Below are 13,178 nucleotides of genomic sequence, written 5' to 3'. Positions count from 1 at the left end.
CGCCTTGTTGAAAATGCGATAAATTATCATTTGCAGCATTCTGCGCGCCCATGTCCTCCACTTCCGACGTCCAGTCGCTCTACAGCGATCATCACGGCTGGCTGCACAACTGGCTTCGCGGCCGGCTGGATAACGCCGCCGATGCCGCCGATCTGGCCCAGGACACCTTCCTGCGTGTGCTGCTCAGGCCCGAGCGCGTCGAGCTGCGTGCCCCGCGCGCCTTCCTGCGCACCGTCGCCCGCGGCCTGGTGATCGATCACTGGCGGCGAGAGGAACTGGAACGCGCCTACCTCGACGCCATCGCCCACCTGCCCGAAGCCCAGGTACCGTCGGCGGAAGACCGGCACACCATCCTGCAGTTGCTGGAAAACATCGCCTGCCTGCTCGACGGTCTCAAGCCGAAGGTGCGCAACGCCTTCCTGCTGGCGCAATGCGAAGGCATGCCCCACGCACAGATTGCCGAGGAGCTCGGCGTGTCGGTACGTTCAGTGGAACGCTACATCGCCGAGGCGCTCTTCCACTGCTATCAGCTGCGGTACGCCGAGTGAACGCCACCGGCGTCACACCCGATCCGCGTGTGGTGAAACAGGCCATCCAGTGGACCCTGCGCCTGAGTGGCACTGCCGACCCTGAAGTGCTCAGCGCCTGCGAGCACTGGCGCCAGGCCAACCCCGAACACGAAACCGCCTGGCTGCGGGTGCAGGCGCTGAACCGCGAACTGGCCGCCGGCTACCAGGCCGTCCCCGGCGCCCGCGTGGCGCTGGAAACGCTGGAGAACACCAGCCAGCGCCTGCAGCGTCGCCAGGCGCTCAAGCTGCTCTCGACCTTCGCCGTCGGCGTCTCCGCGTTGTGGCTGGCCCGTGAAAATGCGCCCTGGCAGCGCTGGATGGCCGACTACAGCACCGCCACGGGCGAGCGCCAACGCATCACCCTCGCCGATGGCAGCCTGCTGCAACTGAACACCGACAGCGCTGTGAACGTGCGCTTCGATCCGCGCCAGCGCCTGCTGGTACTGGAACGCGGCGAAATCCTCGTCAGCTCCGCCAAGGACACCACACGTCCCTTGCGGGTAAGCAACCGCGACGGCCTGTTCGAAGCCCTGGGTACTCGATTCGTGTTGCGCCAGGACGAGCGTTCCACGCGCCTGAGCGTCGAGGACGGTTCGATCGCCATCGCCCCGCGCGTTCGCGGCCGGACCACCGCCATTGCCGAAGCCGGGCAGACCTTCGAGATCAACGGCGACAGCGCACTGCTGGTCGAGCGCAGCAACATGGACAGTGCCGCCTGGGCCGACGGCCTGATCGTCACCCGCGACATGCGCCTGGCGGACTTCCTCGCCGAGATCGGCCGCTATCGCCACGGCCACCTGCACTGCGACGCCAGCGTGGCCGACCTGCGCCTCTCCGGCGTGTTCCGGCTGGACGATACCGACAAGCTGCTGGCCCTGCTGCCACAGACCTTGCCGGTGCGGGTGGAGAAACGCACGGACTGGTGGGTGAGGGTCAGCGCTCGGAGTTGAGCGGGAAGGGGCTCCTGATTGAGCCACGCGCCAGATCCTCGCCAGATAACATTTCCTCGCAAACGAGAATTATTTTTGTCGGGTTTTGCCGCCTCGGCCGGCAAGGAGGAATAACCCGATCATTTCCCTTGTCCACGGAAGCCCCTCATGCGAGCCGTCCACGTCCCGTTGCCCTCCTCCGCCCTTCCCCGCGCCAGCCGGCTTACCCATGCCGTGCGCGGTGCGCTGTTGTGCGCCAGCCTGGGAGCCAGCCTGCCGCTGAGCGCCTTCGCCGCCGACGCCGCGGCCATCACCAGCAGCCGCGCCTATGCAATCCCGGCCGGGCCCCTGGCCGACGTACTGAACAGCTTCGCCCGCGAGGCGGGGATTACCCTGTCGGCCACTCCGGAGCAAACCCGCGGCCTGAACTCGGCCGGGCTGAACGGCACCTACTCGGTGGACCAGGGCCTGTCGCGTCTGCTGGTGAACACGCCGTTGGAAGCGCTGGACCAGGGCGACGGCAACTACGTGCTGCGCCCGGCCGCGCCGACCGACGTGATGGCCATGCCGTCCAGCGACGTGTTCGCCCTCGGCAATGCGCTGGGCGAGGAAGACGGCTACCTGGCGACCCACAGCCAGATCGCCACCAAGACCTCCAAGTCCCTGCTGGAAACCAGCCAGAGCGTCTCGGTGATCACCCGCGAGCAGATCGACGACACCGCCTCCAAGACCGTCCAGCAGGCGATCCGCTATACCCCCGGCATCTTCACCGGCCAGGTCGGCGCCTCGAACCGCTACGACTACATCGTCATGCGCGGCTTCGCCGACAACAGCGTGGACAACATCTACCTCGACGGCCTGAAGGCCATGGGCGACAGCGGCACCTTCAGCTCGATGCAGATCGACCCGTACTTCCTCGAGCGCATCGACGTACTCAAGGGCCCGTCCTCGGTGCTCTACGGCCGCAGCCTGCCGGGCGGCCTGGTGGCGCTGACCAGCAAGAAGCCGCTGTACGAGGACTACCACCAGATCACCGGCACCGTCGGCAATATGGGCCAGAGGGAAATGGGCTTCGACTTCAGCGGCCCGCTGGATGAGGAGAAGCGCATCGCCTATCGCCTGGTCGGCCTGGGCAAGGGTTCGGATACCCAGTTCGACCACGTCAAGGAGGAGCGCTATGCCATCGCCCCGACGCTGGCCATCGATTTCACCGACGACACCACACTGACCTTGCAGGGCTACCTGCAGCACGACCCGAACGGCGGCTACCACGGTGGTGTACCGGCAGACGGTGCACTGTTCCATCACAACGGCCAGAAGATCTCCCGAGAGTTCTTCGACGGCGAGCCGAGCAAGGATGATTTCGACCGCACACAGCGCATGTTCGGCTACCAGCTGGAACACCGCTTCGACGACGTGTGGAGCGCGCGGCAGAACTTCCGCTACCTGGACTCGGACGTGGATCTCTCGCAGGTCTACGCCTACGGTTGGACCGCGCCGGACGAGAACACCCTGAACCGCTACTTCTCCGGCGCCAGTGAGCACCTGCAGGCGTACATCGTGGATAACATGGCACAGGCCGAGTTCAGTACCGGCGCGGCCAAACACACTCTGCTGATGGGTCTGGACTACCAGCGCCGCCGCACCACCGTGGACTGGCGCTCCGGCTCGGCGCAACCGCTGGACGCATTCGATGCGCACTACGGCAACGACGCCATCAGCTACTACCCGGACGACAACCACACCCGGCGCCTGGAACAGACCGGCGTCTACCTGCAGGACCTGATTGACATCGAGCACTGGCGCTTCTCCCTCGGCATGCGCGAGGACTGGGTAACCGTCGAGGACAAGAACCGCAGCACCGGCAGCAAGGCCGACGACGACTGGAAGAAATTCACCGGACGCATCGGCGCGCTGTACCTGTTCGACAACGGCATTGCGCCGTACATCAGTTACTCCGAGTCGTTCAACCCCAATGCCTATTCCGACCAGTCCGGCACGCCGCTGGAGCCGACCGAGGGCAAGCAGTGGGAGGCCGGCCTGAAGTTCCAGCCCGAGGACAGCCGCAGCCTGTACACCGCGTCGATCTTCCACATCACCCAGGAGAACGTCGCGTCGAAGGAGCCACAGGACAACTTCTACACCTCCGTGGGTGAGGTGCGCTCCCAGGGCTTCGAGCTGGAAGCCCACACCCAGGTCACCGACAACTTCAAGGTGCTCGGCAGCTACACCTACACCGACATCACCTACACCAAGTCGCTGGACGGCAACCAGGGCCACACCCCGAACCAGGCGCCCAAACACATGGCCTCGCTGTGGGCCGACTACGGCTTCAACGCCGGCCCGCTGGACGGCCTAACCCTCGGTGGCGGCGCCCGCTATGTCGGCGAGACCTGGGCGGACAAGGAAAACACCCTGCGCGTACCGGACTACACCCTGGTGGACGCGCACATCGGCTACGACCTGTCCCGCGTCGGCCTGAAGGGCCTGGACGTCAGCCTCAACGCCAACAACCTGCTGGACAAGGACTACGTGGCCTCCTGCTACAGCCTGGACTTCTGCTACTTCGGCGAGAAGCGCAACGTCACCGCGACGGTGAATTACCAGTTCTGATCGCTAGCCGGATTGCGCTTTTTGTAGGAGCGAGCTTGCAAAAGCGGCCCCGTGGCGCGGCCGTCGCCACGGGGCTTTCGTGCTCTAGAACTCCGCCGCGTGGCGATAACGCGCCTCCAGCTCCAGAGAAATGCGGTAGGCCTGCGCCTCGCCTTCGGTGTGGAAGATGCCGACCAACTGGCCTTCCTGATGCACATCCCAGCAACGCCCACCCAAGGCGCGAAACTCGCGGGATTTGTGGTCGTCTTCACGCTCGGTCACTGTAATGCTCATGTCTTCTCTTCTCCGGTTTTGCCGTACATCAAGGCAATTCCAGAATCATTTAATTAGCTAGCTAATTAAATAGCGGCTTTCGAGAAAGACTGTTACGAACATTCGCCCAAACGAGCGTCCCAGAAACGCAAAAGCGCAGCTCGAAGGCTGCGCTCTTGGTGACGATCCGTTCGGCTTAGAACGGTTATACCCACTAAAAAGTGTTGTTAGGAATCTAAGATCAAGAAAAACGAGCACATCATACATACACCAACAGAAAAACTGCTGATAGATATCCTATACCACTCAAATTGAGCAAAAAGAGGCTTAATAGCCCCTTTTTGTGGGTAGCAGGGGAGCAGGGGAGCAACAGTCCCTCACCATCCTATTAAGCAGTTCCTTTACCGAACTTCATACGAAGAGCCGCCTTGTAGAGACGCCCAGCACGCCACTCGCCGAAGCGTTTTGGGTGATTTTCAAAGATTCCAACATCGCGCATCCGCTGCATAGCTCCACGAACCTTGCTCGCGTCGAGAGAGCCCTTCAGTATCGATGCAACTTTTTCTGCGGTCGATTCAAACCTGAAGGGAGTTGGAAGCCCCTCGAACGCGCTCATCAGCTCTCTTACGAGCTGCGTATTCCGATGTGAGTCATCGTCTAAGTCGAGAGAAACGCTCAACTCCTGCGTGACACCGTCCGTAAAGGACTGTGCCGCCTCTGCATGAGCCTCTAGCACTACAGTGTGCACAAGGCGATGGTCCTCAATGAACGGTTCGCCTCGATCTGCGCGATTTTGCGATATCGATTCAATCTCCGAGACAAACTGCTCAAATAGACGCGGATAAAACGAAGCTCCTGACTTGCTCTCGCCTCCGGCATCAGAAAAGTATGTTTCGAGAAAGGTGATTGTCTGAATATTGTTGCGACGTAGTTTCTGCGGAAAAATCGAAAGCAGAAGAGGCTCGTACTCTTCCTTCCTTAGACGCCCGGCTTTAATGTCACTCAACCTCTCGCCAATTTGCGCGCATGCTGCAGAGAAATATTCATTAAACCAGTCGGACTGCTCAATTCGCGCAAGCACGAAATTGAAAATACCGTCACTATCCCAGCGCAAGTCAAGCTTACGATTGCTGGTTTGCTGCTCAATATTTTGAGTAGACGCCTGAAGCAGGTCTGTACGAATAAAAAGCCGAACAGAGACAATAGCAGAAAGCTTCGAATCCGACTGAATAGTCAGCATGAATCGCAACAACTCCTCTACAAATTGAGACAATTTTGAAGAGGCGACTGAGGTCTCCACACCATCAACCAAGAAGGTTCGACGACTAGAGCCCTGGAACGTTTTGGCCACATAGTAAGAACTCGCACGCTCATTTCTTTCGGGCTCAGCAAGATCGCACCATGAGTCAACCAGTGCATCCCAATCGTCTTGGCCCGCACCTGGCTGACTTGTAAGACTTATGCCAAGCAACGCCCACCAGAACTTTTTGAAATCACCGCCACATGCATCAAGGAGCATTTCCAGCTTTGTACTAGCGCTTAGTAGACCGCCTTTATTAAAATCGGCAGCCGAAAACATCGGTTCAGCTAATCCGCGCTCTACCAACTCTTTGTGCACGCGGGTCTTCCCAGTACCCTTCCGCCCTGTGACATAACTGATGGGCGAGTTCGGGAGAAACAATCGCGCAATCTCGGGGGTCTCAATGAACCATCCTTGGTCGACTGCACCGCTTGGCGACCTAATCGAAGTAGGAATTGTCACCACTTCAGCTATTGCAGCTGACGCCTTATAAATACCCAGCACATCTCGAAGCTGCCTAAGCGAATTAATATTCGCCTTGATGAGATCTTCAACCGGTGGTGAAACGCTGGTTAGCAGGGCACGGTCTGCATACCATGATATCCAATATTTATCGAGGGCGTCAGCTGGCACAAGAGCATCATCAACTTCAGGTTCAGCACCCTTGGCGATAGCCTCCGAAAGAGTCTGGAGTAGCCGCTGAACGGGCTCTGACTCAATATCGCGCGCAGCAGTTTTTCCTGCATCAAAGTCGAGAGTGAAAGCGACATATGCCCCAGGATTGTCAGGATTCTGTGAGAAAAGCGATGCAAATGCACTTTCCGCTTGGACAGACAGCCCATCTGGACGGACAAAGACTACGGTAGGACCACGCCACTCGCGAATAGCCGGAAGCACCGATGGAGCAATTCCGGTACGGTGGTCGAAAAGCACAATGTCATACCGCTCATGCTCCGGCATTTGACTCACATGTTGTTTAAGCTTTGCGATTCCATCTCGAATGATAGAAATATCTAAAGACGCACGCACAGTAAACGCCGCAAAGTCCATGTCGAAGTTCTCCGACCTTGGCCTACATGGCACAACATCCACACGACCATCTGTACCATGTGCAGCAAATGCCGCAATAGCGCTGAAGCTGTCACTCCAGCCGCAGAGCCCCATCAGAGTAGAACCAACATCGAATGCAGCAGCCTCAAAGAGCAAGTCCAGGGAAGGTGCTTCTACGTCGACATCGACAACGAGAACCTTATAGCCTTCTGCTGCTAGGAATTTCGCAAACAGGCCTAAGACAGTGGAGCGCGCCTGCCCACCTTTAAAACCATAAAAATGCAAAGCATTGACCAACTCAGCGGGGGGCGTTTGAAGTGTATCCCGCATCTTGGAGTCCATCATTGGAAGCCAATGAGTATCCTTTTCACGTCCCTCAAGAAAAAACAGTTCGGTCTCTAACTCATCCGCGCAAACAAGCTCAACAGAGATACCTGATGAGTTTTCGAGGCGCGTGAGCTCTGCATCGGTTGTGTCTACGGCAGCTATAAGCGCTTCGCGCCTAGCATCACTAGATACTTTACTGAAAGCCTCATCAATCACTATTACGTATAATGTCGGATGAGCATAACTAACTTCAACCCGAGCATAATTATCTCTACAGGCGCGGAGAAACTCAATAATCGTCATACCTTCTCCCCCGTCGCCTTGAATATTGTATAAATTATTTGATTTGAGACTGCAAGAACGCCGTTCAGATCTGAATCACTGGAAGCTGAAAAACCCCAATCACTACTATGACGTACATACCTCATATAAGGATAGTTCGCGCTAGGCACTGCACAGGGGCTTCCATCTTTTGCGGCGCACCACAGATTTGCCAAGCGAGTAGCAAGTTGCGTCGCCATACTTGAAAACGCACCTGAGTATTTAACGTTGACATGCGTAGCCAATGTTTTCAGCATTTTTGGTACATCGTGCGTAGCCGGAACTTTACGAACGTACTGCAGCAAGTGTTCCTTCAGAAAAATTTCAATCGCAACCAAACTGACATACGCCCCTAAAAGTGCCGGACACGGTGCACCAGGAGCCGAGATTGGCGCGCGAAAAGCTGCCCTGTTATAAGTAAATCCCATCCTTTTAGCCCCCCGGCCTACAGTCGTTTTTCGAGGAAAATATCGCATACACCGCTTCTATCGCTCAACCTTGGCGCACAAGCAGCATTGGGTCCCGCTGGCTATTACTTCGAAACATTGGAACGTTCACGTTCCGGCTTCGGTAACGGGGCGTTAAGCATCATGATGGTCACCCCTTTCCGCTCAGCGTTGTGAGCCCAAGTGACGAACTGCTCCTTGAGTAATCGGTTCTCCTGAGTTAATCGCTCTACTTTGGCTTTCAGGCGGTCGACTTGGTCCAGTGCAGCACGCACTCGCTCATCTCGAGGGGTAGCCGCCGCCCCGCCCCAAGTCCCCCTCAGAGCCTCTTTCTTAAGCGCAAAGGCATTGGCAATCTCCGGGTAACCAGAGAAAGTAAATCGAGAGTAAGTGATGCCGGTGGAGTCCCTCACCGCTGCAATGAGAAGATCCCATGTGAGCTTGCCTTTCCAGCCGTCCAAAGCATCGAGAACAGCTTGGATGCGCTCATCGGTTAGGTCTGGAGCACGAGTTTTTTTCATGACAAGAGCTTCCGTCTTTCGCTCTGAACAAAGTGAAGCGGCGGGGCGCTAGATTCCTTGGTGATGAGGGAAGGATTAATGACGCGCAATCGAATCCGTGCGCCATTCGGAACAGAGGAGTCCTCATATATAGACAGTAGGGAGTCAATACGCTCAAGCGTCTTTACCTGGTGAGCCACCCATGCATCGGCGCCGTACTCCTCATCGCTGAGGCCCTGCTTTGCCGCCTCTAGCAGCTGTTCCGTTTCAGCCTTGCTGGCGCGTAGGTTCGCCTCCTTTTGCAGTTCGCCTTTCACACACTCTTGCTCCTCGCAATTGATGCAGTCCCTATGCATCTGGCATGGCTCGCCAGCGAAGTCATGTAGGCAGAACCCATAGTCCGTCGTGTGGGCAGCTGTAGCCCCCAACCCTGAGAATTGACTGCGAGCCACCAATCGGCGCGGCTCATGGGTGACAAGGTCCCCCATAAAGCCCTGACTAATGGCATCACTGATGGGGGCTTGAACCTCATCAGAGGTCATGTGGTCATAAGCTCTGTTCTGAGCCACATCTTTTCGCCCGGAGAACAAGGCAATTTCTGCGCTGCTCATCCCTCCCATCTGCGCAAGCATGTTTAGGTAGTGCCTCAGGCTGTGGGTATTCATTTCAATGGGAGAACCATCGTCTTCCACATACCCAAAGCGATCAAAGATGCTCGGCTGCCCGTCGTGTCGCACAAGTGTATTCGAGATGGTGCCATAGTCTGCACAAGTGAACATGCACAGATAAGTCGCCCTTGTCTGGTGCATTTCGTTAACTCGGACGACGATCAGTGCATCTTTGCAGAGCAGCGTCGGGGCCCCTGGCACGTAAGGGAATGTCGTCGGAAGCATCGACAACACAGCACGCTGAACATCCTCGAATTTAAACCCGATGCCTCGAGCGTCTAAATCATACTTCTCCAGCTTCTGGCCCCTCTGCGCCCAGGCGTTTGCGCTTGCCTTTGCTTTCTCGTCACCCCAGAGGATGAGAGCGATATCAGCCGCCGACAGCAAGTCACATCCTCGAAGGTGCGCCGCGCCTTCATGGAGATACAGAGAAGTTGGATTCCTTGTATACCAAGTTGCAATCTCCTGAGCTGCCAAAGTGACCGCTAAAAGGTTTTCTAAAGCTTTTTCAGCCACCGGGGCCATCACGGTTGGAAGCCATTTGATGGTGTCGTTAGCACCCTTGGAGCCCGCCCAACGCAGCCCAATTTGGCCCTCGAAGCGACCATCCCCCTTCTCGACGCAGTTACGGGTTAGTCGTAGTACCTCGTTGACTCGCTCAGGAGCGCAGGTCATGAGCGCCATGCAGCTTGAAACCAGTACATCACGCGGTGCTGCCGCATCTTGGAAGATGCCACCAAGCGCCCGCAAAGCAGCGGCAGAAGGCAGCTTCTCTTGTCGTGCATTCAGCGCATCTTTGGTGATTCTGGAACCGAGTTCACGGGGTTTCTTAAGCCCGTGCTCCCATGCAAATCGGAGTGTGATGAAGCCCTTTGAGTTCATCGTGTCTGCAATCAACTTAAGCTGGCCTGAAACCCTATACGCCACCCCAGCAGAAACACTTTTATGGGCAATTTCTACGGCCGTATCTAAAACTTCGACGTTGACTGCCGTCGGCCTGGAACCTTTGCCCCATTCGCGCAATGACGCCTCAAGGTAGCGTAAGGCTGAGATCCGGTTTGCCTGCGAAGTGACCGGACGAATGTCCTGCAGGTAGATAAGGACTGCCTTGGCAAAGTCGAGGAACGGCGGAGGCATACTGGGCTCTGGCTTGTCCTGACTTGCAGCCTCCATGGTGCTGAAGATTGCCCGAAAGGTTCCGTTGTGCCCCTTGCGCTTGCCAGTATCCCAAATATTTTTGTCAAACTGGACAACTGCCCCTAGAACCTCGGACTGTCTACAAAGCTGGACAAATGCATCGAGATTTTCCTGTGGCGCGAACTCTGCACGCGGGGTGAAATGGAGAATACTGACGCTCACGATACAGCCTCTTCCGCACGCTGCTTACGGACCATGGCGCACTCCGCGATGACCTCTTTCACCGCAATGATGGAGGCGTCATTGACGGCTGCAATTTTGGGGTCGGAAGACCACTTTTCCCGCTCAAGCTCAAGTCGAGCAAGCACCGCTTCATGGGGTCCATCCAGCCATGGCTCAAATCGAAAGCACGTATAACAAGCAACCGGCTTATCAAACGCGCAGGCCTGAGCCTTACCAGCGCAACTCGCGAGCCCCTTCGGAGAAACCCGAAAGTCAATAATGGTGCTACCTGGCTCATCTTTCTGAGTTGCCTGCTCTCTGCCCTCGATAAGTCGCCCCTGAAAGCAACGAGCTACTGGCGCGAGGTGAGGGCCCATCGCGCGATTCATGTTCGCAAGGCCTATTGCGGACTGCTCAAAATAGACGTCGACGTTCTGAAGATCTGCGTGCCCCAAGAGATGCGCCACAACGGTCTTACTCGCCCCCTCATCGACGAGGCGAGTGCCGAACGTCGGCCGGAACCTCTTCGGACTAATAGGCATCTGCTCGAAATCAAGCCTAGCCGTCGCTGGCGCAATACCGCACAGAATACGCGAGAAAGCATGGGACAACTGGTCCCTAGTGCAGTGCCCATAGAACATGTCCCCCTTACTTCGAAGCTGCTTTTGTGGGCCCCGCGTCATAACCTCGGCTACCGGGAAGAGTGGAGCATCGTCGTCATCGCCCTCGGAGCGCAGACTCTCGATGTGCTCCAACACAAGGCGACCTGTCTGCGGGGACAGGTCAAACTCAAGGAAGCCGACGCGTGAGTGCTCAAGACCGGTCTTAACCTGCGGCAGCCGGAGAACGAACTTGCCGTTAGCCACGCCCATGTCTTGGATTTTCAGGGAGGCGTACTGTGAGATTCGACCGCCGGCTGCGAACAGAAGCCGGAAGAGAACAATGCACCAGCGCGAAATCGCGCCTGAGCCATAGGCTGAATCTACGGCCTTGTATAAGGTAAGGTATTCCTCCTCACTAAAGGGCCCCTCGACTGGATCCCGCTGCCGTACCGCTGCCCCCTTCACGTTTCCGGGCTTCCGTCGCTCACGGAGATATTGGACACACTCTGCCTCGACACCAGGGAGGCCCAGCGCGCCCCACTTCTGAAGCAGGGCGTTTAGATGTCCAAGTCGCCACTTCTCATGTTCCTGAAGCTGCGCGGCATAGTTGGAAACCTCGGCCACGCTGAGAGTCTCCAAAAGAGGCATACCACCACGAAGCATTAGAAAGTGCGCGAATGCGTTAAACAGGTTCCCTGCGTATGTCGGAGCATTCTGCTTCACAAAAACATGGAGGGTGTACTTGAGCGAGGCAACGGGGAATGTCGCGGCAACACTCAACCGAGAAAAGTCCAGGCGGATGCGGAACACACCATCGACCCAACTCCAGAGGTCACTGCTGGGGTTGAACGCGATGCCACTGCGCGAGTGAGCGACCTCTGGCAAGGGCTGAGCTAGAGCCCATGCTGTTTTTTTACTTGTCGTCGCGGAGCTTGTCATCAAGTTGCTCCTGGAGCTTTAGAGCAAGTTCTCTGCCCTTTCTTTCTGTGTATCTACGAGTGTAGGTAGCCGAGGTCTTTGAACTGTCGCTCCACCCCTGCTGGCTGTTTCGTGCTCTCTGCTCTGCAACCTCGGGCAGATTCATAGCCTCGGCCTGCTCTGAGAAGCGCTCGTTCCATGTGTGACGCATCACGTGGCTAGTGAGCGTTACCGGTAACCCTGGAATTGCAGCCCTCAGTTCCTTAAAGAGTTTGTCCACGCTCTGCATTGAAAGAGCCTGCCCATCCTCTGAGACGATAACCTGTGGAATGGAACGTGCTGCCCTGATGCTCCGACGCTCCTTCAAGTACCCCTGCAGGGCCCTCATAACGGAAGGAGTCAGCTCTATCGTCCTGTCGTAGGTCTTCGTGTTTGGCTGGCGCGTCCGACGGTCGTCCGAGGAGTCGGCTCGCCGCAAAACGTTCAGTTTTGGCTGATTGGGGTGGATGTCACCGACCTGCAAGCCAAGGAGTTCACCTCTTCGCATCCCACTGGCAAGCAGAAGGATCACGATTAACCAGTTGCGGCGACGGACGAAGCCACGAACCCACGGGTTGTCCGGAGAGTCCGGGTGGACTACGGCCAACACTCGGTCCTGTTCTTCGACGCTCAGCCCCACCCGGGCTCCTAACTTGGCTCGCCTGGATACCTCAGGGATGTGCTCCCGGAAAGCGCTAAGGGCACATCCCACATCCGCTTCAAGGTCCTGCCGATCGCTACGAGGAAGCGTGGCAGCTACATAACCCGAGATGTACGAGAGGTAGTCCGCAATATATCGAAGCCGAGACGCGTAAGTCTGAGCGTCGACTGGCTGGAGCTCTACCAACTTCTGACTCCGGCGAATACTTATACGACGAATGTCGATGATGTTCGCCTTGGTCTCGCCCCACACATCCTCAAGGTCCTCGGAGCGATAACGCGCAGCAGTGACAACGCGGCCCAGTTCAGAAGTAGTAAGAAATTGCCCCTTCAAGAGTCTCTCAAGTAGATCTACGCGCGCCGCGTGCAACTCACGATACAGAACTGCCAGGCTACTGCAGACGAAGTGAATCGTGTTAGCCGCGCGCCCCTTGTTGCGATATTTCCCGAGGTAAAGGGTGACTTCATGGACCGGAAGCCCATCGACTCGCTGGAGTAGCGAGTGCCTCTCCCCATTTCGGAAGGTTATGCGTTGAGCAACAAACCTAGCCATTTATCCACAGTTCTTTTTTGTATGGTTTAGCCCTAGCCAATACTATAGCAAAAACGAAGTGTGGGTAAATAA

At 57.0% G+C, this 13,178-nt stretch carries 10 protein-coding genes; 3 read left to right on the top strand and 7 right to left on the bottom strand.

Annotated elements, in window-relative coordinates:
- Positions 1-50: 50 nt before the first annotated feature.
- From AC1ZV1_RS03465 to AC1ZV1_RS03455, 3 genes are all read left to right on the top strand, one after another.
- Positions 51-548, top strand: a complete 498-nt coding sequence (locus AC1ZV1_RS03465) for a sigma-70 family RNA polymerase sigma factor (RefSeq protein WP_484295512.1) — start codon at positions 51-53, stop codon at positions 546-548.
- Positions 545-1,519 carry a FecR domain-containing protein gene (locus AC1ZV1_RS03460; protein ID WP_484295511.1) on the top strand — a complete coding sequence of 325 codons (975 nt, stop codon included), beginning with the start codon at positions 545-547 and terminating at the stop codon, positions 1,517-1,519. Before AC1ZV1_RS03465 ends, AC1ZV1_RS03460 begins: the two co-directional genes overlap by 4 nt.
- Positions 1,520-1,666: 147 nt before the next feature.
- Complete coding sequence (locus AC1ZV1_RS03455; RefSeq protein WP_484295510.1) at positions 1,667-4,111, top strand: TonB-dependent siderophore receptor; 2,445 nt, start codon at positions 1,667-1,669, stop codon at positions 4,109-4,111.
- Positions 4,112-4,195: 84 nt separating this feature from the next.
- Here the strand turns inward: AC1ZV1_RS03455 and AC1ZV1_RS03450 are convergent, their stop codons facing one another.
- The 7 genes from AC1ZV1_RS03450 to AC1ZV1_RS03420 all read right to left on the bottom strand — a co-directional run bounded on the left by AC1ZV1_RS03450 (position 4,196) and on the right by AC1ZV1_RS03420 (position 13,106).
- On the bottom strand, positions 4,196-4,384 hold the full coding sequence (locus tag AC1ZV1_RS03450; RefSeq protein WP_484295509.1) for a hypothetical protein: 189 nt from the start codon (positions 4,382-4,384) through the stop codon (positions 4,196-4,198).
- A 367-nt stretch (positions 4,385-4,751) separates the two neighbouring features.
- Complete coding sequence (locus AC1ZV1_RS03445; RefSeq protein WP_484295508.1) at positions 4,752-7,343, bottom strand: hypothetical protein; 2,592 nt, start codon at positions 7,341-7,343, stop codon at positions 4,752-4,754.
- A complete protein-coding gene (locus tag AC1ZV1_RS03440) occupies positions 7,340-7,789 on the bottom strand; it encodes a hypothetical protein (protein WP_484295507.1) in 450 nt (149 codons plus the stop codon). Before AC1ZV1_RS03440 ends, AC1ZV1_RS03445 begins: the two co-directional genes overlap by 4 nt.
- A 104-nt stretch (positions 7,790-7,893) precedes the next feature.
- A complete protein-coding gene (locus AC1ZV1_RS03435) occupies positions 7,894-8,328 on the bottom strand; it encodes a hypothetical protein (RefSeq protein ID WP_484295506.1) in 435 nt (144 codons plus the stop codon).
- Positions 8,325-10,334: a hypothetical protein gene (locus AC1ZV1_RS03430; protein WP_484295505.1), complete on the bottom strand. Its 2,010-nt coding sequence runs from the start codon at positions 10,332-10,334 to the stop codon at positions 8,325-8,327. The genes AC1ZV1_RS03435 and AC1ZV1_RS03430 overlap by 4 nt, the downstream gene beginning before the upstream one ends.
- Positions 10,331-11,875: a site-specific integrase gene (locus AC1ZV1_RS03425; protein WP_484295504.1), complete on the bottom strand. Its 1,545-nt coding sequence runs from the start codon at positions 11,873-11,875 to the stop codon at positions 10,331-10,333. Before AC1ZV1_RS03425 ends, AC1ZV1_RS03430 begins: the two co-directional genes overlap by 4 nt.
- Complete coding sequence (locus AC1ZV1_RS03420; protein ID WP_484295503.1) at positions 11,850-13,106, bottom strand: tyrosine-type recombinase/integrase; 1,257 nt, start codon at positions 13,104-13,106, stop codon at positions 11,850-11,852. The genes AC1ZV1_RS03425 and AC1ZV1_RS03420 overlap by 26 nt, the downstream gene beginning before the upstream one ends.
- Between the last annotated feature and the right edge of the window lie 72 nt (positions 13,107-13,178).

It is taken from the genome of Pseudomonas sp. BB438 (genome assembly GCF_057180225.1).
Note: the sequence above shows the minus strand (reverse complement) of the source record. Positions and strands in the feature narration are given on the sequence as shown.

Bases quoted from the DNA above. Each gene is read 5' to 3' on its own strand.
- AC1ZV1_RS03465 (WP_484295512.1), top strand. From the start codon at position 51: ATGTCCTCCACTTCCGACGTCCAGTCGCTCTACAGCGATCATCACGGC.
- AC1ZV1_RS03455 (WP_484295510.1), top strand. From the start codon at position 1,667: ATGCGAGCCGTCCACGTCCCGTTGCCCTCCTCCGCCCTTCCCCGCGCC.
- AC1ZV1_RS03450 (WP_484295509.1), bottom strand. From the start codon at position 4,384: ATGAGCATTACAGTGACCGAGCGTGAAGACGACCACAAATCCCGCGAG.
- AC1ZV1_RS03445 (WP_484295508.1), bottom strand. From the start codon at position 7,343: ATGACGATTATTGAGTTTCTCCGCGCCTGTAGAGATAATTATGCTCGG.
- AC1ZV1_RS03440 (WP_484295507.1), bottom strand. From the start codon at position 7,789: ATGGGATTTACTTATAACAGGGCAGCTTTTCGCGCGCCAATCTCGGCT.
- AC1ZV1_RS03435 (WP_484295506.1), bottom strand. From the start codon at position 8,328: ATGAAAAAAACTCGTGCTCCAGACCTAACCGATGAGCGCATCCAAGCT.
- AC1ZV1_RS03425 (WP_484295504.1), bottom strand. From the start codon at position 11,875: ATGACAAGCTCCGCGACGACAAGTAAAAAAACAGCATGGGCTCTAGCT.
- AC1ZV1_RS03420 (WP_484295503.1), bottom strand. From the start codon at position 13,106: ATGGCTAGGTTTGTTGCTCAACGCATAACCTTCCGAAATGGGGAGAGG.